Below are 26431 nucleotides of genomic sequence, written 5' to 3'. Positions count from 1 at the left end.
TGATCAGCTGTCTTCGCGGGCGAAGCGACCCGCCGGGCCGCCCTTGATGTAGGAGGCGTGGAACTTCGCGCGCTCCTCGTCGGTCATCTGGTTGAGCAGCACGTTCGGGCTCTGCAGCGGGCCCATCCGGCGCAGGTGGTCGAGCGTCCACATCTTCCGCGGGTCGTCCAGGTTCAGGTGCGGCTGCGCGACCATGGTCTTGCCGTCGTCGCGGACGAAGCCCATGTCGGAGACCACGTCGGCCCAGTTCCAGCCGTGGTACAACGTCTCCCACTCGCGGGCGCCGATCAGCTGGCCCATGTTCGGGGTGTTGCGGCCCTGGAAGGTCGGGCGGAACGCCTCGACGTCGGTCCACCGGCACGCCTCGTGGCAGTACGTGCGCCACTGGCCGTCGACCTCGGCCATCACCATGTCCTCACGGACCAGGCACGGGACCATGCAGACCCAGCAGCGGTGCGGGTACTGGTAGTCGACGTCCTCGGCGACGATCGGGTGGTGGCCGTTCGGCGTGGACAGCCGGTTGTACTGCTCCCACCACTTGCCATAGCGGTCGTACCAGCCCGGGTACTTGTACTCGAACCACTCGAAGTCCTTGTCGGTCATCGGGTCGATCCGCCAGTAGTTGGCCAGCCAGCCGGTCGCGAAGAACTGGGCCACCTCGTGCACGTAGCCCTTGTTCCAGATCTGGTTCCAGGCCTCCTCGATCAGGTCGTGCGGGATGACCAGGCCGTACTTCTCCAACGGCACCAGGTAGCTGCGGTAGTAGTCGTCGTAGATCCAGCGGCGCCACATCTCCGCGTACGATTCGCGGTCCTTGCGGCGGTCCTTCGTGCCGTACTCGATGAACGTGCCGATCGCGGCGTCCACCACGCGGTGGTTGTTCCACCAGGCGTAGCGCAGGTCGCGCTCGAGCAGCTGGTGGTTGCCCTCGTCGGCGAGCGCCATGAGCAGCGTCGCGTACCCGTTGGAGATGTGCCGCGACTCGTCCGACTGCACCGAGTGGAAGACGGTGGGCAGCAGGTAGTCGCCGTTCGCGGCGGCCTCGGCCGGCATCGCGACGAACAGCGTGTTGGTGAAGGCCGTCTCGGCCACGATGGTCAGGTAGATGCTGGCCGCGGTGATCGCGTCGCCGGTGATGAACCCCTCGGCGAACTGCCGGCCGATCGTGCCGCAGTAGTCGTTCTGGAAGTTGCGCAGGCTCGAGTTGAAGCCGGCCGGGTCGATGTAGTTGTTCATGTACAGGCGCTTCAGGTTCTGCTGGATCGTCGAGTGCCGTACCTCGTCGATCATCTGGATCGCCTGCCCGTTGTGCAGCTCGGGGTTCGGCACGTTGCGGAACAGCAGCGGCATCGCCCGGGCCGCCGAGATCTCCGGCAGCGGGATGATCGACAGGAACAGCTTCTGCCACTCGAGCCAGCGCTCCTGCACCTGGCGGAACATGTTGCCGCGGATCGCGCCGTCCGACGCGCCGTACACCCGGTGGTCCTTCTCCTCCTGCATCGGGAAGTACGACCGCAGCACCTGCTTGAGGGGATCCTTCTTCTGCGCCTTGCGGAACGTGTAGTCCGTTCCGTAATGCGACACGGGCTGGTGGTACATCGGTTCCCAGGACAGCTCCTGGATCTTCTGATGAGCCCGGGCCACGCTCTGCCGACTCATGAGTCAACTCCTCATCCTTGGCGGCGTCCTTCAGCGGGATAAGACATCAGCTTTGGTGTGGTTGGCGTCTCACATTGAGTCGTCGTCGCCGAAGACCGCCGCGCGGATCTCGGCGAGGTGCCGCTTCTGGTTCTCCCCGACCTGGCGATCGCCCTCGGCGGCGGGCTCGATGCCGAGCGCGCGCAACAGCTCGGCCGCGGGCGCGCCCGGATCGGCGCCGCCCAGCGTCGGGTGCAGCCCCTGGGCCGCCAGGTGATGGAACACGACGTTGACCACGGTCCACGGATTGAACGACTCGGATGCCGTCTCCATGGCTCCGAGTCCATCGCGCGATACGCGAAACAGGGGTCTCAACATGAGACGAGAGCATCTGGCGCCGCGCGTAACGTGTAACCAGCCTGTAACAGGGGGCGCCGATGCCACCTTCATCCTCCGACAGCGCACGGCTCGCGAAGACCCGTGAACAATTCCTCACCGCCGAAGAGATCGAGCCCAACCAGGTCCGGGACGCGATCCTGGCCTCGTGGTGGCGATCCCGCCACTGGAACGTGGCCGCCGACCGGATCGACCTGACCTACCAGCGCGACCCCGACCTCGACACCCCACTCACCCGGAGTGCCCTCCCCGTTTTGCGGCATCTGCGGGAAAACCTGGACCACCAGCCGATCAGCATCATCCTGACCGACCCCGCCGGGCTCGTCCTGACCCGGCTGGACGCCGGCCGCGACCTCGACACGCACCTCGACCGGGTCAACCTGGCGCCCGGCTTCAGCTACGCCGAGGAGTACGTCGGCACCAACGGGATCGGCACGGCGCTGGAGGGCGGCCGGCCCATGCACGTGTTCGGCCACGAGCACTACGCCGAGCACTTGGAGGACCTCGCCTGCGCCGGCGTGCCGATCCACCACCCCATCTCCGGCAAGACGGTGGGCGCGGTCGACCTGACCTGCTGGCGCAAGGACGCCGACCCGCTGCTGCTGGCCCTGGCCAAGACCACGGCCGGGCAGATCCAGCAGGCGTTGCTGGCCGACAGCGGCATCCGCGAGCTGGAGCTCCTTCAGGAATATCTGCGCACGTGCCGTCGTACGGCGGGAATCGTCTTTGCCTTGAACAACGACGTCGTGATGATGAACGACAACGCGCGGCACGCCCTCGACCCCGCCGAACAGTCGGTGCTGCTGGCGCAGGCGGCCGAGACGCTGGCCGGCCGCAACCCGACCGCGGCGCTCGAGGTGGAGCTGCCGAGCGGCCTCAAGGCCCGGATGTTCTGCCGTCCGGTGCGCGGCGAGGGCCGGCTCAGCGGCGGCGTCGTCCACGTCAAACTGGCCGAGCGGCCCGCGGGCGTACGCCTGGACTCCACGCCCTCACCCCGGATGTTCCTGCCCGGCCTGGTCGGTTCCGGCGGACTCTGGCTGCGCGGCTGCCACCAGGTGAAATCGGTCTACGCCGCCGGCGACTGGCTGGCCCTGGAGGGCGAGGCCGGCGTGGGCAAGCTCGCCGTCATCCGCGCCATCCACCAGCACGACAAGCCCGGCGCCCACTTCGCGGTGATCGACGCGAACGCGCCCGGCCGCACCTGGCTCGACGACGTCCGCGCCGAGCTCGAAGCCGGCGAGGGCGCCCTGGTCATCCAGCACGCCGACCGCATCGGCGGCGCCACCCTGCGCGCCCTGTCGCTCCTGCTCGAGGCCGCCCGCTCCACCGGGCCGACCCCGTGGGTGGCCGTGACCCTGAGCCAGCGCCACGACGGCAGCGAGCTGGCCGACCTGCTGCGCTTCTTCCCGAGCACGGTGGAGCTGCCGCCGCTGCGCTACCACCTGGAGGACGTCCAGGCGCTCGTTCCGTTCTTCCTCAACCGGCTGGTCCCCGACGGCCGCCTGGTCTGCTCGCCCGAGGCGATGCAGATGCTGAGCCGCTCCAGCTGGCCGGGCAACATCGAGCAGCTGTGGCAGGTCCTGCGCAACATCGTCCAGCACCGCCGCAGCGGCGCCATCAAGCCGAGCGACCTGCCGCCCGAGTGCCGCACGGTGAGCCGGCGCCTGCTGAGCCCGCTGGAGGCCATGGAGCGCGACGCCATCGTCCGGAGCCTGATCGACTGGGACGGGAGCAAGATCAAGGCAGCGGCGGCCCTGGGCATGTCGCGAGCCACCATCTACCGCAAGATTCACGAGTACGGGATCGTCGCGCCCACCAAGTAGCGGAGCGCCCGATCAGATCGGGAAGGTTCCGCGGCGCCATTGCCAGTGGCGGCCGGCCGTCAGGTGGTCGACGACAGCGCGCTGGAGCACCGTGTCGCGCGGGAGCTGGTCGAGCGGGGTGGTCAGGCTGCGGAACACGAAACGCAGCACCTCGACGTCGGCGTCCAGGCCTTCCGGCTCCTCGTACGGCTCGATCTCGAACCTCGACTGGAACCGGATGATGTTGGAGTCCTCGGGGAGGTAATCGCGCAGCTGCGGGTCGAGCAGCCACGAGCCGCAGGCGAACGCGGCGTAGTGCTCGTCGGGGAAGTGGCGGGGGAAGAACGCGCGGCCCTCGTCGAGCGACGCCGAGATCGCCTCCGGGTTCAGCGGGCCCGACTCGGGGATGTGCAGGCCGATGGCGTTCTCGCCGCGGTGATGCTGCAGCCGGCCCAGCTCGTAGAGGCCGCCGCGCGCGTGCAGCGTCAGCCAGCTCTGCATGACCGGCCAGCCCTCCCGGTTCATCCGCCGGTCGACCGCCAGGTTGCGGCCCAGGTCGGCGAGGGTCGCCCAGGACACGGCGTCGGGGATGCCGTGCTCACGGTGGTATTCCCGGGCGACCTCGACCAGGGCCAGGTACGCGTACACGTACAGGTGCCGCCAGGCCGGGCCGCGGTCGCGCGGCAGCTCCGGGCCGGGCGACAGCCAGTCGTATCCCCCGAGATCGGCACGCACCAGCGCGATCGAGCGGTCGAGCAGCCAGCGCAGCTCCGGCGTCCACAGCGGCGAGCCCGGGTCGGGCCAGCCGGCCATGATCTCGGCGGCGTCGTCCGGCCGCACCGCGAGCCGGTCGAGGATCGCGGGCGCGTCGGCCTTGGCGGGCAGCGGCGCCGACGGCCCGTCGCCGGCGAGCCGGTGCACGCGGTTGACGTCCTCGGCGGGCACCCCGAGCTGGGAGGCGATGTCATCCAGATCCACGCGGGCGACCCTACCGGCCGCCGCGATCATGTCTCAATCCTCCGCGACCCGGATGATCGTCTTGCCGGGCCGGCGGTCGTGGCGGCCTCCTCCGCGACCCGGATGATCGTCTTGCCGGGCCGGCGGTCGCGTCGGGCGAACGCGGCGGCCGCCTCCGACAACGGTCGCACGGCGCCCACGATCGGCGCGAGCCGCCCGGACCGGACCCGCCGGGCGAGGTCGGCCAGCCGGAGGCGGTCGGGCTCGACGATGAAGAAGACGGCTCGGCCGTCCTTGGGCGGGACGGGCGGCGGCATGGCGATGCTGACCAGGGTGCCGCCCGGGCGCACCAGCGCCGCCGACCGCTCGAGGATCGGGCCGCCGACGACATCGAGCGCCACATCCACGTCGCCGGCCCGCTGCAGGTCGTCGGCGTCCAGATCGAGGAAGTCCAGTGCGCCGAGTCCGAGGACGGTTTCGCGGTCGCCGGCCCGGCCGGTGCCGATCACGCGGGCGCCCGCCTCGCGCGCCAGCTGGACGGCGATCGAGCCGACGCCGCCCGCGGCGCCGTGGACGAGGACGGTCTGACCGGTCGTGAGGTGGGCGTGGTCGAACAGCGCCTGCCACGCGGTGAGCCCGGAGATCGGCAGCGCGGCCGCCACGGTGTGGTCGATGTCGGCCGCGAGCGGCGCGAGGTTGCGCGCCTCGACCGCGGTGAACTCGGCCAGGGATCCGTTGCGGGCCCAGTCGGTCAGCCCGAACACCCGCTGGCCCACGGTCAGCCCGGTGGTGCCGGGGCCGAGCTCGACCACGGTTCCGGACAGCTCGTGCCCGGGGATGCTCGGCGTCCGGTCGCGGCCCGCGCGGTCGGCCCAGGTCGCCGGCCAGTCGAGCTCGCCCGGGGTGAAGGCGGCGGCGTGCACTCGTACGATGACGTCGTTCTCCGCCGCGTAGGGGTACGGCATGTCGGTGAGCGTGAGGCCTTCGACGCCCGCGTCGCGGTCCCGCGCGATGATCGCCCGCATCAGCTCTCCCAGGGCGAGCCGACGATGCGCTCGACCGTCGTCGCCGGGCGGAAGCTCGGGATGAAGTGCTCGAGGACGTCGGCGTTCACCGTGCCGATCGTGGTCTCCGGGCGATCCTTGAGCCCATCGACGTACGCCCGCAGGAACTCGTTCTTGAAGTCCCCCCGCGGGTGGGCGGCCACGATCTCGTCCAGCCGATCGCGGTCGAGCCCGTCCAGGCCGAAGCCGACCACGTCGGTCAGGACACCGAAGTACGTGGCCGCGATCTCCGGCGCCATCCGCCCGGGGATGCTGGGCGTGGTGTGCAGCGCGATCGCCGTCCAGACCTTCTCGGCGGCGGCCGCCGCGAAGCCCCGCTCCAGCAGGAACTTGCGCGCGTGATCGGCGCCGTCGAGCTCGAAGCGCTGCTCGGCGTCGGAGAATGGGGTCAGCAGGCCGCTGTCGTGGAAGATGGCCGCCAGGTAGAGCAGCTCCGGGTCCGGTTCCAGGCCGAGCCGGTCCGCCTGCAGCAGGCCGAAGAAGAAGATACGGCGGGAGTGATGGTAGATGAGAGGGCTGGTCGTGTCCCGGATCAGCCTGGTCGCCTCGGCGACCGCCGCTGTGCCCGGAATCGCCAACCCCGCGATGACCTCTGGCATGGCTACCATGCTGCTCGCCGACCGGCCTGCCGCGCCGCCCTGGCCCGGCCACGAATCCCTTAAATGCGGACACCTGGAGTCGCCGTGACCGCCGCTCCCCATCGGGTCGCGATCCTCGTCTACGACGGCGTGACGCTGCTGGACGTCGCCGGTCCCGCCGAGGTGTTGAAGGAGGCGAACAGGTTCGGTGCCGACTACCGGATTGTGCTGTTGTCGCCGACCGGCGCGGACGTGACGACGAATCTCGGGGTCCGGATGGCGGCCGACGGAGCCGTCTCCTCGGCGGCGTCCTTCGACACGTTCATGGTGGCCGGGTCCGACCTCTATCCGCGCGCCCCGATCCCCGGCGAGCTGGCGGACGCCGCACGGACCGAGGCGGCCGTCGCCGGCCGGATCGCCTCGGTCTGCACCGGGGCGTTCGTCCTGGCCGCCGCCGGGCTCCTCGACGGCAAACGCGCGACGACGCACTGGAAGGTCGCGCACAAGCTCGCCACCCTCTGCCCGACCTGCCACGTCGAACCCGACGCGATCTACGTCCGCGACGGCGCCACGTACACGTCGGCCGGGGTCACGGCCGGCATCGATCTGGCGCTGGCCCTGGTCGAGGAGGACCACGGCCCCGACGTGGCCCGGAACGTCGCCCGCGCGCTGGTGGTGTACATGCAGCGGGCCGGCGGCCAGTCCCAGTTCTCGGCGCCGCTGCAGGGCCCGCCGCCCCGCTCCCCGGCGCTCCGCCAGATCACCGACCTGGTGACGGCCGCGCCGCGCGCCGACCACTCGGTCGGCGAGCTGGCGAAACACCTCAACATGAGCACCCGGCACCTGACCCGCCTGTTCCACGACGAGCTGTCCACGACGCCGGCCCGCTACGTGGAGAACATCCGGTTCGACCTGGCCCGCGCCCTGCTCGACCAGGGACACAACGCCACCCAGGCGGCCTCCCTCGCCGGCTTCCCCAGCTACGAGAGCATGCGGCGCGTCTTCGCCCGCAAACTGTCCCTGAGCCCCGCCGCCTACCAGCGCCGATTCGGCACCACCCGTCGCATCAAGTCGGACTAGCTCCTGCCGTATTGCTCAGTTCAAGCCGCCCCAATTGGGTGATCTTTGTGTCGAAGTTCGGCGATTCCGCGTTTCGCAGATTGATCAAATATGAGCGAGGTTCCCCGGCCGGCAACCGCGCTGTTACCGTGAGTTGTCGTCATCGGCGAGCGAAGAGCGAGCAAGCCATGCTGCTTGTGCCGCAGGTCCCACGTTACGACTGCCTGTTCTGCCAGGTGTACGCGGCGGGCGATCAGGAATTGCCATGGTACGACCGGCCCCTGATAAGGCAGGCCGGGGCAGGCGTGGCCGTCTGCGCCGTCGGCGCTTTCGTGCCCGGCTACATATTGATCTCACCCGCGCAGCACGAGAGTTCCGTGCAAGCGCTCGCCGCCGACGCGGCGCCAGGCTTTCTGGCCTTCGTGGACCACGTCGTGGAGACCGCCGAAGGAATGTATGGCCCGTGCACTCTGTTCGAACATGGCTCCTGCCGCGCGGAAGAACGGCAGCGATCGGCCTGCATTACCCACTCCCACATCCACGTCGTGCCTGGGGCATACTCGTTCAACCTGTTGGGGCTTCCCGTCCGGGCTCTCGGAACGCTGGCTGACCTCGTGAACGTACCTGCTGCGGAGAGAGCGGACGGCTATCTGATGTACCGCGAGCCTGGCGGCCTGGTCCAATACTCGCCCGACGCCGGCATCTCGCAGTACTTCCGTCGCCACATCGCACGGATGCTCGGTTGCCCGGACGATTGGGACTATGCGCTCTTTCCACATTGGGAGAACGTCCGAGCCACCCAGGAAAGTTTTCCGGGCTCGCCATTCCAACCTATGCCCCTCACCGAACCCGCCTAGCAGATTGCCGCCATCTCATGCGTCTGAAACAAAGCGATCTTCCGGAGCAGTTGACCTTCTGGAATACCTGGCACCGGGAGCGCGGCGCCAGCGGCGAGGACGAAGTACATCGCCGGCTGCGCAGGCTGTTCCTCGACGGCCTGTCGGACCGATCCGACGTGTTGGATCTCGGCTGCGGCCAGGGCCATGATTTGCGCGCGATGACACAAGCGGGTCACCGTGTCGCGGGCCTCGACTTCTCGCCGATAGCCATCCGGCAGGCTCGGAGGAGGGTTTTTGGGTGGCGCTTTCCCAAGCGCATAAAAAACAACCTCCGGGTCCACGACATCGCCGCCGCCCTGCCCTTCGACGACGGACATTTCGACGGCGTGTACTCCCACCTGGCCCTGCATTACTTCCACGAGGACGTCACCCGGCGGATCTTCGGCGAGGTGGCCCGCGTGCTGCGTCCGGGAGGGCTGCTGGCCTTCAGCGTGAAGTCGACCGACGACCCGTACTACGGCAAGGGCGACCGGCTGGGCGAGCACATTTTCAGCCGTAAAGGCCACGTTCGGCACTTCTTCGACGAGGGCTACGTCAAGGACCTGCTGGACGGCTGGACCGATGTGTCGACCTTCAACCTCCAAGGTCGCTACGCGTGCTCGGAGCCGAGCGCCTTCATCCACGCGGTGGCACGCAAGATGTGATGACGAAACGGCGATGAACGGGTCGGGGTGACTGTGCAGGGGATCGACGGACGCTCAATCGATGCTCTCGTGGAGCGAAGCCTTGATCTCCTGAGGCGTACCTACCGGCGCGGGCCGGGCGACGACGGGGGCTGGTACCACCGATTGGACGCCCCCACGCCTGGACCGTCGGCCACCGCTACGGGGATGAGCAGCTTTCTCGTTCACAGCCGTCCCTTCGAGTACGAGCAGCAATGTCTCCGGTTCCTGCAGAGACGCCAGATCCGGTCCGACGATCCGCTGCTCGACGGCGGCTGGGCAGTCAACACAAGCGCCGGGCAGCCGGTGACCGAGGCGACCGCCTTGGTGGCGCCCCTCCTCGTACGTACCGGGACCCTCCTCATGGCCGCCTCACCAGATGCTCGGCGCGCCACAACGTGGCTGATCAATAACCAGAACAGCGACGGCGGTTGGGGATCGTTCCAGGGCCAGGAATCACGGGTCTGGCTGACGGCGATGGCTGTACGCGCGCTCGGAGAGCTCGACTCCCGTTCGCCGGCGATCGCCGAAGGCGCCAAGTGGCTGGTCGGAGCCCGAGATCCGGCGTCACACGCTTGGGGAGAGCTCCCCCGACACGCCGCTACCGTGACCCACACGTCGTATGTGCTGACGGCGCTGGTCGACAGTGGATTGACGGCATCCGATCGCGCCGCCTCGGACGCCGTGACCGACGGTTTCGACTGGTTGGCGAGCCACCTCAATCCGGAAAGAGTGCACGACGATCACGCACGGCTGGAGATTTACAACGTGACACGCGTGGATGCCAACGGGTCCACAGTCATGTGGGAGAACACGATCTGGCATCACGGTCTGCCCTACGCACTGTCCGCGCTCGTACGCCAGGCCGGAGCTGTGCGATTCGATCTCATCGCGACCGCGGTGCGCACCCTCGCCACCACGCAGATGGATGACGGACGCTGGCCCAGCGTGGACAGCTCAGCCGCCTTCTCCGTCTGGACGGTGTGGCCGTTCCTCGAAGCCCTCGCCGACGTGAAGGCGCGCCTGCCGCTACGCAGCGGCCAAGTTCTTACGCCGCTGTCCGCCCAGGCCGCCATCGTCCAGGGCGGCACCGACCTGGACGTGGCGCCGCAGCGGCTCCTCGGCGTCGTCCGGTGGCGCACACGAAAGGAATGGGTACGGCGCAACTGGGCGACCACGGCGATCGGACTGCTGCTCGCCGGTGGAACGGCGCTGGTGGCGACCGGCGTGTTCGAAGCGCAAGAGGTTGGATTCGGGCTGGTGGTGCCGATCATCCTGCTGGGCATCCAGGTGGCGATGACCAGCCGTAAGTCAATCAAGCAGTAGAGCAGCGAGCGCCTCGACCGCCTCCTGGCGGCTGTTCACCACTGCTGTTGCGTGATAACGCAGCCATGGGCGCTGTTCCAGGCCCGTGTCTCCGACCCACACTACGGAAGGTATGCGCCACAGGTAGGCGTAGGTAAGCTCGCACGTACAGCCGATGTAGTTGCGGTCCCGGATGGACATATCCATCAGAACCCCATCGGACCGCCGTAAGAGCCCTAGATCGGATTGCACCAGCCCGGCGGGATCGTCGGTTGCCGAGTTCTGCCGAACCGCACGCGTCCACACCTCGACCGGATCGGTCATGCGCAGGCCGGATGCCTGCAGGTGGTCGGCGACCAGCTGCGCGGCGGCGAGCACGCCGGCTCGATCCAGACCGTCGACAGCTCGGGCGAAGTAGACGAGGGGCACACCCATCCGGTCATTTTCCGTCCGTACCCCCGCCGCTCGCCTCCGTCTCCATAGCATTACGGCGTGAGCCGAGAGGTCGAGGAGCTGAACCGGCGGCTGCTGCGTGCCCGCGACGCGATCGATCGGGCCTATGCCGAGCCGCTCGATGTGCCTGCCATCGCGGCCGTGGCGCACCTCTCGGCGGCGCATTTCAGCCGCTGCTTCCGTACTACGTTCGGTGAGACGCCGCACCGGTATCTGCAGCGGCGGCGGATCGAGCGGTCGATGTTCCTGCTGCGGGAGACCGGGCGCAGCGTGACCGAGATCTGCACCGAGGTCGGCTTCAACAGTCTGGGGACGTTCAGCCGGACGTTCCGGGAGATCGTCGGGGAGACCCCGTCGGACTATCGGCGCGGGAACGGGCCGGTGGTCGTGCCGGGCTGCGTCCAGATGGCGAACAGCCGGCCGCGCGGGCCGCGATCGAGCAGTTTCGGAGAAGCACCGGTCGAGGCGGGTTCCCTAGCCTGATGAACGTTCCGCATTCACGGCAGAGGAGAAACGCGAAATGATCACCAAGTTGAGCGTCACGTCCCTGTACGTCCTCGACAAGGACGAGGCGCTGGAGTTCTACGTCGACAAGCTCGGGCTCGAGAAGGGCAACGATGTCCAGCAGGGCGACTACCGCTGGCTGACCGTCCGGGTGCCGGGCGACAGCGGCACCGAGATCTCGCTGGAGCAGCCGGGCGCGCCGCTGCACGACGAGGCGACCGCCGGGCAGCTGCGCGAGCTGGTCGCGAAGGGCGCCCTGAACGGCCTGGTCCTCACCACCGACGACGTCCGGGGGCTGTACGAGAAGCTCAAGGCGGGCGGCTTCACCGATTTCACGCAGGAGCCCACCGACCACTTCTACGGCACCGACATGGGCCTGCGTGACCCGTCCGGCAACGCCATCCGGATCCTCCAGCAGGGGAACGTAAGCTGACCCGATGGCGACCGTGGGCGAGGTGATGGCCGAGCTGGCGACCCTCGACGACCCCAGGATCCGAGACGTGAACGCGCGGCACGGCGACGATCACGGCGTGAACCTCGGCCGGCTGCGCGCTCTGGCGAAAAGGCTGAAGACGCAGCAGGATCTCGCGCGCGAGCTCTGGCAGACGGACGACACCGCCGCGAAGTTGCTGGCGATCCTGATCTGCCGCCCGAAGGCGTTCGAGCGTGCCGAGCTGGACGCCATGTTGCGCCGGGCGCGCACCCCCAAGGTGCACGACTGGCTGGTGAGCAACGTGGTCAGGAAGAGCCCGCACGCCGAGGAGTTGCGCCGGGCCTGGTCGGCCGATCCGGATCCGGTGGTCGCGAGCGCGGGCTGGGCGCTGACCACCGATCGCGTGGCCCGCGAGCCCGAGGGCCTCGACCTGGCCGGGCTGCTCGACGCCATCGAGGCGGAGATGAAGGGCGCCCCGGATCGCCTGCAATGGGCGATGAACCATTGCCTCGCCCAGATCGGTATCGAACACCCCGGGCACCGCGCCCGCGCGATCGGCATCGGCGAACGCCTCGAGGTGCTGAAGGACTACCCCACGCCGCCCAACTGCACGTCGCCGTACGCACCCACCTGGATCAGCGAGATGGTCCGCCGCCAGGGCGACCGGTAGAGCTACCGATGTACGGCGACCCCGACGTCGAGGGCGGCCACGGCGCGGCGGCCGACAACGAGCAGGCCGCCACCGTGGGTGCCCTCACCATGGAGTTCCTCTGGCGACGGCTCACGTCGGCAACCGGAGGTTGGAGTAGTGCGGCCGGGTGAAGGGGTAGTCGGTGATGACCCAGCGCCGGAGGGCGTGGAAGACACGCTCGTAGTAGCCGGCCTCGTACGCCTCCGGGGTCACCCACCAGCTCACGTCGATGTCGTGCTCCGCGAGCTCCTCGGTGAGCGGCGCGCGCACGCCAAGCGGATACAGGTAGGCGCATCCGATGTAGCCGCGGTCGCGGGCCTCGAGCACGAACGTGAACGACTTGCTGTCGCGGAACTCGCACTCGTGCCAGACCAGGTCGACGTAGTTCTCGTCCTCGGTCACCGGGCCGGTCGGCCAGCTCCCGCCTCGCGTCTCCCGGATGAGATCGAGGCTGGCGTTGATGCCGCGCACGTCGGCGGCGAGGTCGTCGCGACTGATCGCGTGGGCGGCGACATCGTCGAACTCGAGCCGTCGAGGCGGGTCGAAACCGACCGGAAGGACAAGCTTCTTGGCGTACGGCGTCAGATCCACGTCGCTCCCTCACGTTGATATCAACAAAACCAAACAACATTCGCGCACAGATTGACTCAAACGAGCACCGGGCGTAACTTCCAACACAGTTAACAACTTCAATGCCTGTCCCGGCCGGTCAGCGCAGTCTCCACGCTCCGTTCCCCGAATGAGGAGCACATCCCCATGCGCAGACATCGTCTCCCCGCGCTCGGCGCGGCCCTAGTCCTGCTTCTCGGCATGCTGATCGGCCTTCCCGGCACCGCCGCCGCGGCCACCTCGCTGCCCTGCGACATCTACGGCTCGGCCGGCACCCCCTGCGTGGCCGCGCACAGCACCGTCCGCGCGCTCTTCGGCGCCTACAACGGCCCGCTCTACCAGCTCACCCGCGCCTCCGACCGGGCCACCCACGACATCGGGCTCCTCGCGGCCGGCGGCTACGCCAACGCGGGCGACCACGACGCGTTCTGCAACAACACCACCTGCTCGATCACGAAGATCTACGACCAGTCGGCGCGGCACAACGACCTCACGGTCTCGCCGGCGGGCACCGCGGGCCCGGCCGACTATCCCGCCGACGCGAGCGAGATCGCGATTACGGCGGGCGGGCACAAGGCGTACGGAATCTGGATCTCACCGCAGCACGGATATCGCCACTATGTCGGCGCCGGGGTAGCGCAGAACGGCCAGCCGGAAGGCATGTACATGGTGGCCAGCGGCACGCATGTCGGCAGCGACTGCTGCTTCGACTACGGCAATGCCGAGGCGCAGGTCGCGGACACCGGGAACGGACACATGGACGCCGTCAGCATCGCCACGACCTGCTATTTCGCGCCCTGCACCGGCTCCGGGCCGTGGGTCGAGGCCGACCTCGAGAACGGCATGTTCCAGGGCGCCAACGGCTCCAACACGGCGAACCTCGGCAACAACAGCGCCTTCGTGACGGCCCTTCTGAAGAACAACGGGCAGACGACGTACGCGTTGAAGGGCGGCAATTCCCAGTCGGGCGGCCTGTCGACGTGGTGGAACGGCGCGCTCCCGAATCGCGGCGGCTACATTCCGATGCACCAGGAGGGGTCGATCATCCTGGGCACCGGTGGCGACAACTCGAACCGCAACATGGGCACGTTCTTCGAGGGCGTGATGACCAGCGGCTATCCGACCGACGCCGCGGACAACGCGGTGCAGGCGAACATCGTCTCGGTCGGCTATGCGGGCCAGACCAATGTGCCGAACGGCCCGCAGGGCACGATCACCGGGCCGGGCGGCAAATGCGTCGACGTGGCCGCGAACGACACCGGCGTCAATGGCACGGCGGTGCAACTGTGGGACTGCCAGGGTTATGCCGAGGACCAGCACTGGGCGCACTTCGCGGACAACTCGCTGCGGGTGCTGGGCCGCTGTCTCGACATCAACGGCAACGGTACGGCCGGGGGCACCCAACTCGAATTGTGGGACTGCAACGGGGTCGGCGGCCAGAATTGGGTTCAGCAGGCGGACGGCTCGCTACGCAATCCGCAGTCGGGACGCTGCCTGGACTCGCCGAACGGCGCCACGGCCAATGGCACCCGGCTGCAGATCTGGGACTGCAACGGCGCGGCGGCGCAGAAGTTCGCGGTCAACGGCGGCGGACCGGCCGTGGGACCGGGCGGCAAATGCATCGACGTCGCGGCGGATGACACCGGTGGGAACGGCACCGCCGTGCAGTTGTGGGACTGCCAGTCGTACGCGATCGACCAGCACTGGTTCCGCAACAGCAACGGCTCGCTGCGGTCGCTCGGGCGCTGCCTCGACATCGTCGGGAACGGCACCGCGAACGGAACGCAGGTGGAGCTGTGGGACTGCAACGGAGTAGGCGGGCAGGTGTGGCAGCAGCAGGCCGACGGCTCGCTGCGAAACCCGCAGTCGGGGCGCTGCCTGGATTCCCCGAACGGCGCCACGACCAATGGCGTTCGGTTGCAGATCTGGGATTGCAACGGTAGTGGGGCGCAGAAGTTCGCCCTGAGCTGACCGATTTTCTTCAGGAGCGGCGCCGGCGACCGATTGCATCCGGCGTAACGGAGGCCCGCACTCCCCAATGGTGCGGGCCTCCGGCATACACGCTCCTGGGGAGGAACGGGTTGTGAAGAAGTTCCAGGCCATCGCCGCCGCCGTCCTGGCCGTCGCGCCGATCGTCGCCGTCGCCACGCCGGCCGACGCCGCCGCTCCGGCGACCGCGAAGACCTGGTCGTCGCTCATGTGGCACAGCCTCAACCCGAGCGACCTCGTCAAGTGGCGCACGATGCTGCCCGAGCTGCGCCGGGCCGTTGTCACGAACTCGGCCGCCGCGACCCAGGCCGCCCGCTCGCAGGCCACCGCGCAGGCCGCCGTCACGACCGCGACCGGCGCGTTGCGGATCGCCAAGAACCGGTATGCGACCGCGCTCACCGCGGCGAAAAAACCCGACGCGAAGGCCCGGGCCGCCCTCAAACGGCGCACGACCGAGCTGACCGCGTCGACCGTCGCGCTGCGCACCGCGCAGACCCGCTACCGCAACACCACCGCCAAGCTCACCGCGGCCTCCGACGCCTGGCGCGCCGCCACCGTCGCGCTGCGCAACACCGAGCAGAAGGTCGCGCAGGCCGAATACGACGCGAACGCCGCCACCAAGGCGAAGAAGATCAGCGCCCAGGTCGTGACCGAGAGCCGGGCTGGGTTCACGATCGAGGACACCACCCAGATCTACGGCATCACCGTCAACAAGACCATCTCGTACGCGTTCAAGCACATGATCGACGACGCGGCGAAAGACGGCGTCGCGCTGTCCGGTGGCGGCTTCCGCACCAAGCAGCGGCAGATCGAGCTGCGGGTGATCAACGGCTGCCCCGACATCTGGACCGCGCCCTCGTCGTCGTGCCGGGTGCCGACCGCCATCCCCGGCCGCTCGCTGCACGAGATCGGGCTGGCCATCGACATGACCTCGGGCGGAAAGTCGATCAGCAGCCGGGACAGCGTCCCGTTCAAATGGCTGGCCGCGCACGCCGCCTCGTACGGTTTCATCAACCTGCCCTCGGAGCCGTGGCACTGGTCGATCACCGGCGGCTGAGCGTCGCCCATTGTTCATCGGGCCGACGCTGCGCCGCGCCGGGTTCGCGGCGCAGCCTGTGATCATGTCGATGAACAGGCGTGAAGTGCTGGCGGTGACCGGTCTCGGCCTCGTCGGTGGCGGGCTCGGCGGCGCGTTCCTGCCCTCCGCGGCCTCCGCCGCCACCGGTCGTGTCCCGGTCGACGGCTACGGCCCGCTGAAGCCCGCGGGCAAGGAGCTGGCACTCCCCGCCGGCTTCAGCTACCGGACCTTCGGGGCGGCCGGCACCCGGATGAGCGACGGCCTTCCCACGCCTCGTTGCCACGACGGCCAAGCCGTCTTCCCGGCCGGCCGGGACCGTTTCCGGCTGATCCGCAACCACGAGATCGACTCCGACATCCCGAATATCTCCTTAAAGTCGCTCGGCAGGATCAACGCGTACGACCGCGCCGCACCTGCCGGCTGCACGTCCTCGCTCTACGACCTCTCCGCCGGCCGCCTCCTGGAAAGCTTCCTCGTGCTCAACGGCACGCTGAGCAACTGCAGCGGCGCCGCCACCCCGTGGGGCTCGTGGCTGTCCTGCGAGGAGACCACCGAGGGCGTCGGCGCCGGCTTCGAGAAGCCGCACGGGTACGTCTTCGAGATCCCCTCGACCGCACGCGGGCCGGTCGAGCCCGTGCCGCTGAAGGCGATGGGCCGCTTCGAGCACGAGACCGCCCCGATCGACCCGCGCACCGGCATCGTCTACATGACCGAGGACAACGGCGACCCCGGCGACGGCTTCTACCGCTTCATCCCCCGCAAGCCGGGTCACCTGGCCGCCGGCGGCCGCCTGCAGATGCTCGCCGTCACCGGCGACAAGGAGTACGACACGGCGATCGGCCAGCGCGTCGGCGAAGTCCTCGACGCGCACTGGGTCGACATCGACGAGCCCGACCCGTCGGACGCCGAGGACAACCCCGGCTCGGTCTACTCGCAGGGCCGGGCGAAGGGCGGCTGCCGCTTCCTGGGCCTGGAAGGCTCGGCCTGGTCGGACGGCGGCGTCACGTTCGTGGCGAGCGAGGCCGGCGACGCCGAGAACGGTCAGGTCTGGCGGTACGTGCCGACCGGCCACGCGGCCGGCAAGTTGCAGCTGCTGTTCGAGTCGCCGAACCCGAAGACGCTGAACCAGCCCGACACCGTCGCGGTCTCCCCCGGCGGCACGATCCTGCTGGCCGAGGACGGCGACGGCGAGGACGAGGCCGGCGGCGACAACTGGCTGCGGGTGCTCACCCCGGCCGGCACGATCGCCAACCTGGCCAAGGTGATCGCCCCGCTCGACCTGCACTACTGGAACCCCGAGGACTTCCCCGAGCCCGGCCCGACCGGCGCCAGCGAGCTGGCCGGCGCCGCGTTCACCCCCGACGGCCGGCACCTGTTCATCAACGTCCAGTACCCCGGCGTGACCTGCGTGATCACGGGTCCTTTCAGCGGGCGGTGAGCTCCACCTCCCGTACGATATGAACCGCTAGAAGCGCAAGCAGGGCCACCTCGGCGATGGAGAGCGCCACGAGCATCGCCGGGAGGCGCCCGTCCAGCCACGCCACGATCACCCCCGCGAGCGGCGCCAGGCAGAAGGCCATCAGATCGACCAGCAGTTGCATGAGCTTGCGCCCGGCCCGCCGCGGCCCCACCCGATGCGCCGCCTCCCAGCCGAAAACCGGCGCCTCTCCGTCGGCCAGCGCGGTGAGCCGCGGCCCGAGATCCTCCCGGATGTAGCGCCCGATGTCCGAGATCTTCTGGTCGTTCGCGAGGTAGGTCCACCCGAGCAGAAACGTGACCGGAGGCAACAGCAGCAGAAAGTCGGTCCGCCCGCCGGACTGCATCAACGCCGCCACGACCGCCGCCATCGCCACCAGCGTCGCGTAGATCAGGTTGTCGCGCAGGCCGATGCGGGCTCTCTGCTCCTCCTTGAGCTTCTCGTACTCGACTGCGAGCAGGGCAATGATCGGAACCTCATCCCCGGCCACGTGTCACGTCACTCGCTTCGCCAGTTGACCCGCAGGACCCGCTCGGCCGCGGCGAACTCCGGTGACCCCTCCCCCAAAGTCAGCCGCAGGGCGGCGAGCAGCACCTCGAGCCCCTGCGGGTACCGCTCGAGCGTGGTGACCGTCTGGATGAGATGCAGGCGGCCCATCGAGTTCTCCGGGATCTGCGCCCGGATCGCCGCCGGCAGCAGATCGAGGACGGCCCGCCGCTGCTGCTCGTCGCGCATGACGCGGAGATCGACGAGCGCGTCCGCGATCGCGTTCAACGGATCGAGGCTGTCGGCGGAGCGCTGCCGGTGCCGTCCCGGCAGCAACGGGGCGCAGCGGGCGAGGACGGACCGCAAATAACAGGCGGCCGCCAGCGCCGCGTACGGATGCCAGGTGTCGTTCTTCCTCAGGTTGTCCCCGTGGTCGGCGATGCCCCGGACCATGTACCAGGACCGGCCCCCGAGCTGCGCGCCGATCGCCACGCCCGCGCCCTCCATCTCGAACGCGAGCAGGCCCAGCTCCCGCGCCAGCCCGTCGCGGAACGCCCGGTCGCGGAGCAGGAGGTCGGCGCTGCCCACCCGGCCGCGATGCGCGCGCGGCCGCCCGTTCGGATGCGGCCGGCGGAACGGATCCCCGGCGGTCTCGAGCAGGGGCAGCCACGGCGGGACGCCCATCATCTCGTCGGACTGCACCTGATGATCGGCGTCCATCCACACGGCACCCGGCTGCGGAGACGCCCCGCGCAGGACGCCGGCGCCGTCGATGCGCCGCTCGTGCCGGTAGTCGATCACGTCGGTCGCCACCACGATGTCGCCGAGCGCGACGTGCCGGGCGGGGTCGTCGGACGGCACCCCGGCCGCGATGCCGCACATCACGAACGCGCGCAGGCTCTCGAAGGTGTGCGGCATGTGCCCGCAGAGCCAGGCCGCGTCGCGGGTGCCGTCGCGGGTCTGCTGTGCGACAACGACGACGTGCGGCTCGAGCTCGCTGCTGCTCGGCAACTTCCCCAGATGGTACGGATGATGGTCGCCTTCGAAGTGGACCGTGACGACATCGTCGAGGACCTCCCGGACCGCCAGCGTCTCGACCGTGATCGCCGTGACGACACCGATGCTGACCAGCGCCGGATCCGGCCCGCCGGTGTCCATATTCCGCGCTGCCCTATCGGGATGAACGGCCACGACGGTCAGACTGTCACGCGGCCATCGCCGAGTACAGGGTTGAATCCCCGGCCCGAGCTTTCCCTGCTCTATGCCGAGCGCATGGTTGAACGCGTTCAAGTTAGCCTGGGCAACCGGGCCGGCGCCCTGCTCGGGGCGGTCGTGGCGGTCCGTGCGGGATCGACACCGGCAACGCTGTTCGGCTGCGGACCCCTGCTCGGTTTCGCGGATTTGCTGCCTTTCGCCTCAGCCGGTTCCTGGGTCGCGCTCGAGTATGTCGTCGCCGCAGTCCTGACCCTGGGCGGCATCGTCGTCGCGATCGGCGCCGCCGACGGATCGTCCCGATGGGTGACGGGCGTGCGCCGGCTGAGCTGGTTCGTGGTGGCGGACACAGCGTTCTACCTGCCGACGCATGACGCCGGCGGCCGGCCTGCGCCAGTGGGCAGTTCGGACGATCGTCGCTGCGATGGTGATACGCGCCGTGACGAGTGTGCTGACGTTCTTGATGGTCGGGCAGCCACCGGGCGATCCGCCACGCCACCGCCGTCGGCTGGGCCTTGCTTGCCGACACCGCCATCTACACCAGCGGAAGCGGTTCGGGGCCTGCTAACTTCTACATCTTGTAGGAGTGGGGAGGGCGGCATGACAACGCTGGGGGACGTGCTGCTTGTGCTGCTCGCCGATCGCGGCGGTACGGCCCATGACATCCAGCGGCGGCACGCCGGCACGTTCGGCAGCGGGCAGCGGGTCGACATCTCGCGGGTGGCGTGGACGCTTTCCCGGCACGAGCGGCTCGGGCTGGTGCGGTCGGCGGCCTCGCCCACGCATGCCCGGCAGCGCCGCTACGAGATCACCGAGACGGGCGAGCGGCGGCAGCGCATGTGGCTGCTGCGGGTGCCGCCGGACGCGGGCGCCGAGGAGGTCCGCACCCGTGTGCTGGTCGCGATCGAGGCGACCGACCGGGCCACCTTCGAGATGGTCGTGTCGGTCTGCCTCGCGCACGTGGAGTTGAGCCGGCTACGCACCGAGCCGAGCCAAGCGGCGGCGCTCTCCGCGGAGTCGGCGCGCGCCGAGCTGAGCGACGCGACCCTGGCCGCCGAGGTCGGCTGGCTGCACAACCTGCGTACGCGACGACGCCAGCGCGACCGCGTCGAAACCCCTTTACAGTAGGAAACGCCGTTTGCGACAGCTGCTCCGGCTGCTGGGTGTGACGGCCTCAAGCACCGACCGGGTGCCGGAGCCCGGGGTGGTCCGCGGGTAGCGTCCGCCGGATCACCCACCAGCTCACCGCCAGGCACGCCGCCACCAACGGCCAGGTCAGCGCCACCCGCGCCACACCGAGCGCCACCACCTGCCCCGCGGCGTAGAGCGGCAGGAACACGGCGACGCGGACGACATACTGCAAAACCCAGACCCAACTGCCCATCCCGTACGCCTTCAGCAGCGCCGGATCGCGTCGCCACCGGGTTCGCTGGCCGAGCACGCCGCCGACCACCAGCCCGAGCAGCGGCCACCGGATCACGATGCTCACCGCCCAGGCCAGCGCGCTCGCGGCGTTGGTGAACAGCTGCAGCAGGAAGAAGTCCTCGGCGCGGCCGGTGCGCAGGGCGATCAGGGCCGCCACGCACACGCCGAGCAAGCCGATGAGGACGGCCCGCGGCTTCTCCCCGGATCGCAGCCGCCAGGCCGAGACGCCGATCGCACAGGCCACGGCCACCCCGGCGCCGGCCCAGATGGACTGCCCGGCGGCGAGCCAGCCGGCCACGAAACCGGCCGCCGGCAGGGTGGCGTCGATCGCGGCCCGCCGCCCGTTGAGCAACCGCGCCAGCGACTCCGGCTGAGCCATCCCCACCCCGTCCTCCGAAAGTTAGGACAGCCTAACCGTCTCGGGAACGGAAGAACCAGCGGCGCGGTGCACGGACTTCTCGGCGTACATGGCGGCGTCCGCGCGCCCGATCAGCGTGTCGCGATCGACGACCTCGCCGCGCCGCACAGTCGCCGCGCCGCAGGACACGCCCACCCGCACCGGCGCCTCCCCCGCCTCGACCGGCAGCCGTACCAGCGCCGTCGCCCGCGAAGGCAGGTCGCCGGGCCCACGCCCGCGCCGCAGGACCAGGAACTCGTCGCCGCCGATCCGGCCCACCACGTCGCCGTCCGAGGCCGCGCCGGTGAGCCGGGACGCCACCGTCCGCAGCACCGCGTCGCCGGCCTGGTGGCCGTACCGGTCGTTCACGGGCTTGAACCCGTCCAGGTCGAGCAGCAGCACCGTGACCTCGTCCAGCGAGCCGCTCGCCAGGTCGGCGAGCGCCCGGTCGATCTCCGACACCACGTGCCGCCGGTTGTGCAGCCCGGTGAGCTCGTCGTGGTGCGCGTGGTGGGCGAGGGTGCGCTCGGCCCGGCTGCGCAACAGCGACATCTGTCGCAGCCGCAGCAGCACGAGCGGCACCGCCAGCATGGTGCCGACCGGCAGCAGCACGCTCGCCGACGCATCGCCGCGCACCGCCTGGATCGCCGCGATCAGCGGGTTCGCGCAGAGGGCCGCGCCCATCCAGAGCAGCGGCGGGTTGCCGGTCACCTCGCGGGCGGGCCGGTCGGGGTTGGTGACCATCGGCGCGGCCGGGTGGATCGGCGCGGCCGCGATGGTCAGGAACGCCATCATCAGCAGCACCGCGGTGGGGGTGGCGCTGCCATGCGAGGAGGTGAACACCGCGGTGACGTGCGCGGCGAGGGTGGTCGCACAGCACAGCACCAGGTAGGCGATCGGGCCACCGGCCCGGCGGGCCCGCATGCCGATGCGGGCGAGCGCGCCCAGCACCGCGGCGAGCACCGCCACGTCGGCCAGCGCGAGCATCGAGCCGAGCGGGGTGGCCGCCGGGGTGAGCCGGGGCGCGATCAGCCAGGCCCAGGCCGGCCCGGCCACGCACACGCCGAAGAGCGCCGCGTCGAGCAGCCCGGCGAAGTCGTTGGCGCCGTGCCGGCGCAGCACACCGGCGGTGCCGACCAGGAACAGCAGGTGCGCGGCGGCCATGCCGAAGTCGGCGGCCCGGCCCTCGGCGCGGCCGAGATGGTGCCCGGGGACCCAGTCCGACCAGAACGCGAAGCTCACCGCCAGCAGCACGAGCCCGGCGGTGGCGATCAACCAGGGCCGGCGGTCGGCGAGATGGCCGGTGCCGAGGGCGCCGGCGAAGGTCGCGATCGGCACGAGGGTGACGAGGGCGAAGATCAGGGTGCGCAGGTGCGGGCCGGCCATCGCGTACGCCGTCCCGGCCGTCACCGCGGCGAGGAGGAAGCCGGCGTGCACCGGCCAGGCCGGCGCGGCCGTGCGCGGCCACCTCGTCATCGTCTCCCCCTGTTCGCCGATGCAGGCCCATCGGCGCCGCGCTCCGGCGCATGAGGAGATTCGTCAGAATGCGGGCAGGCGCACCGTGACGGTGGTGCCGACGTTCTCGGTGGAGTCGACGTCGATCGTGCCGCCGTGGTTGTCGACGATCTTGCGGCAGATCGCGAGTCCGAGGCCGGTGCCCGGGACGGCCTGCCGGATCGCGTTGGTGGCCCGGAAGAAGCGCACGAACAGGGCCTGCTGCTCCTCGGCCGGGATGCCCATCCCGGTGTCGGCGACGACCAGCACCGCCTCGCCGGCGTCCTGCCGGGCGTGCACGGTCACGGTCCCCGCGGCCGGGGTGAACTTCACCGCGTTGCCGAGCAGGTTGGCCATCACGCGATCGAGCTGCACCCCGTCCCCGCGCAGCGGCAGCGGACCGCGTACCTCGACGTGGAGCCCGACCGACGCCTTGGCCGCCGCCGGGCCGATCTCGGTGAGCGCCCGCTCGACGACCTGGGCGAGGTCCACCTCGCCCGGCTCGCTGCGGAACCCGCCCGACTCGATCCGCGACAGCGTGAGGATGTCCTCGATCAGCTCGCGGAGGCGGCGGGCGTTGCGGGCGATGACCTCGAGCATCCGCTCCTGGGCGTCGGTGAGCTCGCCCGGCTCGGCGTCGCGCAGCAGCTCCACGTAGCCGGAGATGCTGGTCAGCGGCGTGCGCAGCTCGTGCGAGACGGTGGCCATGAAGTCGGTCTTGGCGGCGTCGAGCGCGCGCAGCCGGGCCAGCAGCTCCTCCTCGCGGCGGTGCGAGCGCTCGGTCTCGGCGTCCTTGACCAGGCTCGCCCGGCGGATCCGCTCCGCCTCGTGCCCGATCGCTAGCACAGCCGCCACCCCACCGGCGAGGAGACCGGCTGCGAACGCGGCGAGCCTGCGCATGGTCCGGATTCCTCCCGGACCGCTCTCAGGCCCGCGCCCGGCTCAGCAGCGCTTGGATGCGTGAGACGAGCTCGCGGGGACTGAACGGCTTGGTCACGTAGTCGTCGGCGCCGGCGCTGAACCCGCCCTCGACGTCCTGCTCCTGGACCCGGGCGGTGAGCATGATGATCAGCATGCCGCTGGTGGCCGGGTCGGCGCGCAGCATCCGGCAGACGTCGATGCCGGACAGGCCGGGCATCGACACGTCGAGCACCGCAAGCGTGGGCTGCCGGCTGCGGGCCTGCTCGAGCGCGGTCTGGCCGTCCTCGACAGCGATCACCTCGAACCCGGCCTGCTCCAGCTTGAAGGCGACCAGGTCACGGATGTCGGCGTCGTCGTCGGCGACCAGCACCACCGTCACGGCTACTCCTCGGTTGCTCGCCCCATCTTTTACTACCAATCGGCACCATATCCCGATATTTGAGGCCTGTCGGGCGCTCCGGGAAGCCCGGACACAGCAACCTGCCTGCAACTCAGCGGCATCGCTTCTGCAGCCTTCATCGCTTTTTCTGATTGCACGACGCCCGCCGCCCCAGCCAGGTTGGAGGATCCGATGACCGCCGTGATCGATGACGTCCGCACCGAAGCACTGTTCGTGTCGGACCTGCAGCGCTCCCAGCAGCCGACCGCCGAGGTGATCCGCGAGGCGGTGAGCAGCATGGTCGCCCGCCTCGGCGAGGCCCGCTGCGCCGAGCTCGTGGCCCAGGAGTTCGGCGAGCACCCCGACTGCGCGCCCGACCGCATGCGGTGGGCGCGGTCCGCGGTCCGGCTGGCCTTCGCCTGACCCGCGAGCGCGGCGGGGTGGCGCAACGCCGCCCCGCCCCCTTAAGCTTCCCGGCATGCACGCGCGATTGAGCATGTGGTGGCCCGCCAGACCGGCGGCCACACTCCCCCGCGCGTAAGACACCGCGGCCGCCTCCCCGAGGCGGCCGTTTCTCGTTGATGGCCCTCCGCCTCGGCCGGCAGTCGCCCAGCCAGGAAGAGGACAGCCATGATGCCCTTCGCTCTGCTCCACCGCGACGGCGCCGACCACGTCGAGGTGCTCACCGGCGACGTGATCACGGTGACCACCCTTGCCGAGATCCCGGTGGAGAGCGGCCATGAGACGCTCGCCCTGATCCCCTATCGGCAGATCACCGAACGCGGGTTCGAGTGCGTGGACGACGACACGCCCCTCGAATGCCTGTTGATCAACGAACGCCGAAAAGAGCCGCTCAGCGCGTTCGCGCCGGGCGAGCTGACGCTCACCGCGGGCGGATTCGACCTCTCGGACGAGGAGTACGGCGAGATCGTCGAGACCGTCCTGCGCGACGAGATCGGCCACGGCGAGGGCGCGAACTTCGTGATCCACCGCGTCTTCGAGGGGTCGGTCGAGGGCGACCCGGTCGACGCCGCCCGGGCCGCCTTCGGCCGGCTGCTCGCCCAGGAGCAGGGCACCTACTGGACGTTCCTGGTGCACACCGGCACCCGCACGCTGGTCGGCGCCACCCCCGAGCGGCACGTGAGCGTCGCCGACGGCATCACCATGATGAACCCGATCAGCGGCACCTACCGCCACGGGCAGGGCGACCTGCTCGAGTTCCTCCGCGACCCCAAGGAGATCGAAGAGCTCTACATGGTGCTCGACGAGGAGCTCAAGATGATGGCCAAGGTCGCCGAGCGCGGGGGACAGGTGGCCGGGCCGTACCTCAAGCGCATGGCCCACCTCACCCACACCGAATATCTGCTGGCCGGCCGCGGATCGCTGGACGTGCGCGAGGTGCTGCGCGAGACGATGTTCGCGCCGACCGTCACCGGCAGCCCGATCGAGAACGCGTGCCGGGTGATCGCGCGCCACGAGCGCCGGGGCCGCGGCTACTACGGCGGGGTGCTGGCGCTGCTCGGGCACGACGACGAGGGCCGGCAGACGCTGGACGCGCCCATCCTCATCCGCACCGCCGAGATCTTCCCGGACGGCCGGCTGCGGGTCCCGGTCGGCGCCACGCTGGTCCGGCACTCGACCACCGACGGCGAGATCGCCGAGACACATGCCAAAGCGGCGGGCGTCCTGGTCGCCCTGGGTGCACAGAATCGCGCTGCTTTTCCCGTACGGGATGAAGAAGAGTCACCCGAGGTGCGTGACGCTCTCGCCGCGCGCAACCAGGACCTGGCCCGTTTCTGGCTCGACTCGCGGGCGCCCGGCGCTCTCACCGTGCCCGCCCTCGACGGCCGGACCGCGCTGATCGTCGACGGCGAGGACACCTTCACCGCGATGCTGGCCCACCAGCTCAAGGCGCTCGGCCTCACGGTCCGCGTGGTCGGTTGGCAGGAGTTCGACGCGATGGCCGAGGCTGATCTCGTCGTCGTCGGTCCCGGGCCGGGCGACCCCGACGACCTCGCCGACCCCAAGATGGCGGTGATGCGCGACCTGGTCGCCGACCTGCTAGCCACCCGCCGCCCGGTGCTCGGCGTCTGCCTCGGCCACGAGATCCTCGCCGTGCTGCTCGGCCTGCGCCTGCACCGCCGCGACTCCCCCTATCAGGGGCTGGCCCGCGACGTCGACCTTTTCGGCCGGCCGCGGAGGGTCGGCTTCTACTCGAGCTTCGCGGCGGTGGCGGAGGCCGACGTGCTGGACTCGCCGCTCGGCCGGGTCGAGATCGCGCGCGACCCGGTGGACGGCGCGGTACACGCGCTGCGCGGTCCGGGCTTCGCGGGCGTGCAGTTCCACCCGGAATCGGTGCTGAGCCGCGACGGGGTGGCGGTGCTGGCCGAGATCCTGCCGACATTGATGTCCGGCGTGGTTAGCCCGGCCACGAACGGGTAGCGAAGGGGGTACCGGTGGTTCAAGGGGATCGAGAGCCTCCGCTTGGACCACCGGCCATCTTTCTTCGCGTGTGTTGTCGAT

27 protein-coding genes are annotated in these 26431 nt (G+C 70.0%); 14 read left to right on the top strand and 13 right to left on the bottom strand.

The features are described from left to right. Window positions 1-3: 3 nt before the first annotated feature. Window positions 4-1659 carry a methane monooxygenase gene (locus ACQPZX_RS11820; RefSeq protein ID WP_433378513.1) on the bottom strand — a complete coding sequence of 552 codons (1656 nt, stop codon included), beginning with the start codon at window positions 1657-1659 and terminating at the stop codon, window positions 4-6. A 69-nt stretch (window positions 1660-1728) separates the two neighbouring features. Then, the gene (locus ACQPZX_RS11815; RefSeq protein ID WP_433378511.1) at window positions 1729-1971 is read right to left on the bottom strand and encodes a hypothetical protein; all 243 of its coding nucleotides are present in this window, start codon (window positions 1969-1971) and stop codon (window positions 1729-1731) included. A 104-nt stretch (window positions 1972-2075) separates the two neighbouring features. On the opposite strand from ACQPZX_RS11815, the gene ACQPZX_RS11810 reads away from it, so the two are divergent. Next, window positions 2076-3857 carry a sigma-54-dependent Fis family transcriptional regulator gene (locus ACQPZX_RS11810; protein ID WP_433378508.1) on the top strand — a complete coding sequence of 594 codons (1782 nt, stop codon included), beginning with the start codon at window positions 2076-2078 and terminating at the stop codon, window positions 3855-3857. A gap of 12 nt (window positions 3858-3869) precedes the next feature. On the opposite strand, the gene ACQPZX_RS11805 is transcribed toward ACQPZX_RS11810, so the two are convergent. From ACQPZX_RS11805 to ACQPZX_RS11795, 3 genes are read right to left on the bottom strand one after another with little or no spacing between them, the layout of a single operon-like run. After that, window positions 3870-4814, bottom strand: a complete 945-nt coding sequence (locus ACQPZX_RS11805) for an acyltransferase domain-containing protein (RefSeq protein ID WP_433378505.1) — start codon at window positions 4812-4814, stop codon at window positions 3870-3872. 26 nt (window positions 4815-4840) lie between these two features. Then, a complete protein-coding gene (locus ACQPZX_RS11800) occupies window positions 4841-5818 on the bottom strand; it encodes an NADP-dependent oxidoreductase (RefSeq protein WP_433378503.1) in 978 nt (325 codons plus the stop codon). Then, the gene (locus tag ACQPZX_RS11795) at window positions 5818-6456 is read right to left on the bottom strand and encodes an HD domain-containing protein (RefSeq protein ID WP_433378501.1); all 639 of its coding nucleotides are present in this window, start codon (window positions 6454-6456) and stop codon (window positions 5818-5820) included. Before ACQPZX_RS11795 ends, ACQPZX_RS11800 begins: the two co-directional genes overlap by 1 nt. Window positions 6457-6540: 84 nt before the next feature. On the opposite strand from ACQPZX_RS11795, the gene ACQPZX_RS11790 reads away from it, so the two are divergent. The 4 genes from ACQPZX_RS11790 to ACQPZX_RS11775 all read left to right on the top strand — a co-directional run bounded on the left by ACQPZX_RS11790 (window position 6541) and on the right by ACQPZX_RS11775 (window position 10381). Next, window positions 6541-7515: a GlxA family transcriptional regulator gene (locus tag ACQPZX_RS11790; RefSeq protein ID WP_433378499.1), complete on the top strand. Its 975-nt coding sequence runs from the start codon at window positions 6541-6543 to the stop codon at window positions 7513-7515. 167 nt (window positions 7516-7682) lie between these two features. Further along, the gene (locus ACQPZX_RS11785) at window positions 7683-8351 is read left to right on the top strand and encodes a hypothetical protein (protein WP_433378496.1); all 669 of its coding nucleotides are present in this window, start codon (window positions 7683-7685) and stop codon (window positions 8349-8351) included. Between the two features lie 17 nt (window positions 8352-8368). Then, window positions 8369-9037, top strand: a complete 669-nt coding sequence (locus ACQPZX_RS11780) for a methyltransferase domain-containing protein (RefSeq protein WP_433378493.1) — start codon at window positions 8369-8371, stop codon at window positions 9035-9037. Between the two features lie 186 nt (window positions 9038-9223). After that, window positions 9224-10381 carry a prenyltransferase/squalene oxidase repeat-containing protein gene (locus tag ACQPZX_RS11775; protein ID WP_433378490.1) on the top strand — a complete coding sequence of 386 codons (1158 nt, stop codon included), beginning with the start codon at window positions 9224-9226 and terminating at the stop codon, window positions 10379-10381. On the opposite strand, the gene ACQPZX_RS11770 is transcribed toward ACQPZX_RS11775, so the two are convergent. Further along, window positions 10367-10795: a hypothetical protein gene (locus ACQPZX_RS11770; protein ID WP_433378487.1), complete on the bottom strand. Its 429-nt coding sequence runs from the start codon at window positions 10793-10795 to the stop codon at window positions 10367-10369. The genes ACQPZX_RS11775 and ACQPZX_RS11770 overlap by 15 nt on opposite strands. Before the next feature lie 57 nt (window positions 10796-10852). Between ACQPZX_RS11770 and ACQPZX_RS11765 the strand changes: the two genes are divergently transcribed. The 3 genes from ACQPZX_RS11765 to ACQPZX_RS11755 are packed head-to-tail and all read left to right on the top strand — an operon-like array spanning window position 10853 to window position 12420. Then, window positions 10853-11296: a helix-turn-helix domain-containing protein gene (locus ACQPZX_RS11765; RefSeq protein ID WP_433378484.1), complete on the top strand. Its 444-nt coding sequence runs from the start codon at window positions 10853-10855 to the stop codon at window positions 11294-11296. 37 nt (window positions 11297-11333) lie between these two features. Next, on the top strand, window positions 11334-11750 hold the full coding sequence (locus ACQPZX_RS11760) for a VOC family protein (RefSeq protein WP_433378481.1): 417 nt from the start codon (window positions 11334-11336) through the stop codon (window positions 11748-11750). 4 nt (window positions 11751-11754) lie between these two features. Further along, window positions 11755-12420 (top strand): DNA alkylation repair protein, encoded by a 666-nt coding sequence (locus ACQPZX_RS11755; RefSeq protein WP_433378478.1) that lies wholly within the window; start codon window positions 11755-11757, stop codon window positions 12418-12420. 111 nt (window positions 12421-12531) lie between these two features. Here the strand turns inward: ACQPZX_RS11755 and ACQPZX_RS11750 are convergent, their stop codons facing one another. Beyond that, entirely contained in the window at window positions 12532-13032 is a 501-nt protein-coding gene (locus tag ACQPZX_RS11750) for a GNAT family N-acetyltransferase (protein ID WP_433378475.1), read from the bottom strand. 165 nt (window positions 13033-13197) lie between these two features. Here ACQPZX_RS11750 and ACQPZX_RS11745 point away from each other — a divergent pair, with 165 nt between their 5' ends. The 3 genes from ACQPZX_RS11745 to ACQPZX_RS11735 all read left to right on the top strand — a co-directional run bounded on the left by ACQPZX_RS11745 (window position 13198) and on the right by ACQPZX_RS11735 (window position 17555). Then, entirely contained in the window at window positions 13198-15021 is a 1824-nt protein-coding gene (locus ACQPZX_RS11745) for an arabinofuranosidase catalytic domain-containing protein (protein WP_433378472.1), read from the top strand. A 112-nt stretch (window positions 15022-15133) separates the two neighbouring features. Further along, complete coding sequence (locus ACQPZX_RS11740; RefSeq protein WP_433378469.1) at window positions 15134-16096, top strand: M15 family metallopeptidase; 963 nt, start codon at window positions 15134-15136, stop codon at window positions 16094-16096. 64 nt (window positions 16097-16160) lie between these two features. Continuing rightward, the gene (locus ACQPZX_RS11735; protein WP_433378466.1) at window positions 16161-17555 is read left to right on the top strand and encodes an alkaline phosphatase PhoX; all 1395 of its coding nucleotides are present in this window, start codon (window positions 16161-16163) and stop codon (window positions 17553-17555) included. Here the strand turns inward: ACQPZX_RS11735 and ACQPZX_RS11730 are convergent. Then, window positions 17542-18084 carry a hypothetical protein gene (locus ACQPZX_RS11730; RefSeq protein WP_433378463.1) on the bottom strand — a complete coding sequence of 181 codons (543 nt, stop codon included), beginning with the start codon at window positions 18082-18084 and terminating at the stop codon, window positions 17542-17544. The genes ACQPZX_RS11735 and ACQPZX_RS11730 overlap by 14 nt on opposite strands. 8 nt (window positions 18085-18092) lie before the next feature. After that, complete coding sequence (locus ACQPZX_RS11725; protein WP_433378460.1) at window positions 18093-19238, bottom strand: effector-associated domain 2-containing protein; 1146 nt, start codon at window positions 19236-19238, stop codon at window positions 18093-18095. A gap of 654 nt (window positions 19239-19892) precedes the next feature. Between ACQPZX_RS11725 and ACQPZX_RS11720 the strand changes: the two genes are divergently transcribed. Then, window positions 19893-20420 (top strand): hypothetical protein, encoded by a 528-nt coding sequence (locus tag ACQPZX_RS11720; protein ID WP_433378457.1) that lies wholly within the window; start codon window positions 19893-19895, stop codon window positions 20418-20420. A 46-nt stretch (window positions 20421-20466) separates the two neighbouring features. Here the strand turns inward: ACQPZX_RS11720 and ACQPZX_RS11715 are convergent, their stop codons facing one another. The 4 genes from ACQPZX_RS11715 to ACQPZX_RS11700 all read right to left on the bottom strand — a co-directional run bounded on the left by ACQPZX_RS11715 (window position 20467) and on the right by ACQPZX_RS11700 (window position 23908). Further along, entirely contained in the window at window positions 20467-21096 is a 630-nt protein-coding gene (locus tag ACQPZX_RS11715; RefSeq protein ID WP_433378454.1) for a DUF3159 domain-containing protein, read from the bottom strand. A 21-nt stretch (window positions 21097-21117) separates the two neighbouring features. Further along, on the bottom strand, window positions 21118-22590 hold the full coding sequence (locus ACQPZX_RS11710) for a GGDEF domain-containing protein (RefSeq protein ID WP_433378451.1): 1473 nt from the start codon (window positions 22588-22590) through the stop codon (window positions 21118-21120). A gap of 63 nt (window positions 22591-22653) precedes the next feature. Further along, window positions 22654-23508: a sensor histidine kinase gene (locus ACQPZX_RS11705; RefSeq protein ID WP_433378448.1), complete on the bottom strand. Its 855-nt coding sequence runs from the start codon at window positions 23506-23508 to the stop codon at window positions 22654-22656. A gap of 25 nt (window positions 23509-23533) precedes the next feature. Continuing rightward, window positions 23534-23908 carry a response regulator transcription factor gene (locus ACQPZX_RS11700; RefSeq protein ID WP_433378445.1) on the bottom strand — a complete coding sequence of 125 codons (375 nt, stop codon included), beginning with the start codon at window positions 23906-23908 and terminating at the stop codon, window positions 23534-23536. Window positions 23909-24100: 192 nt separating this feature from the next. On the opposite strand from ACQPZX_RS11700, the gene ACQPZX_RS11695 reads away from it, so the two are divergent. After that, on the top strand, window positions 24101-24331 hold the full coding sequence (locus ACQPZX_RS11695; RefSeq protein ID WP_433378443.1) for a hypothetical protein: 231 nt from the start codon (window positions 24101-24103) through the stop codon (window positions 24329-24331). A 207-nt stretch (window positions 24332-24538) separates the two neighbouring features. Then, window positions 24539-26350 (top strand): anthranilate synthase family protein, encoded by a 1812-nt coding sequence (locus ACQPZX_RS11690; RefSeq protein WP_433378440.1) that lies wholly within the window; start codon window positions 24539-24541, stop codon window positions 26348-26350. Window positions 26351-26431 lie beyond the last annotated feature (81 nt).

Source organism: Actinoplanes sp. CA-142083, from assembly GCF_050942195.1.
In the GTDB taxonomy this organism is placed as follows: Bacteria; Actinomycetota; Actinomycetes; order Mycobacteriales; family Micromonosporaceae; genus Actinoplanes.
The sequence above is the reverse complement of the archived record's forward strand: the minus strand, read 5'-3'. Positions and strand labels throughout refer to the sequence as shown.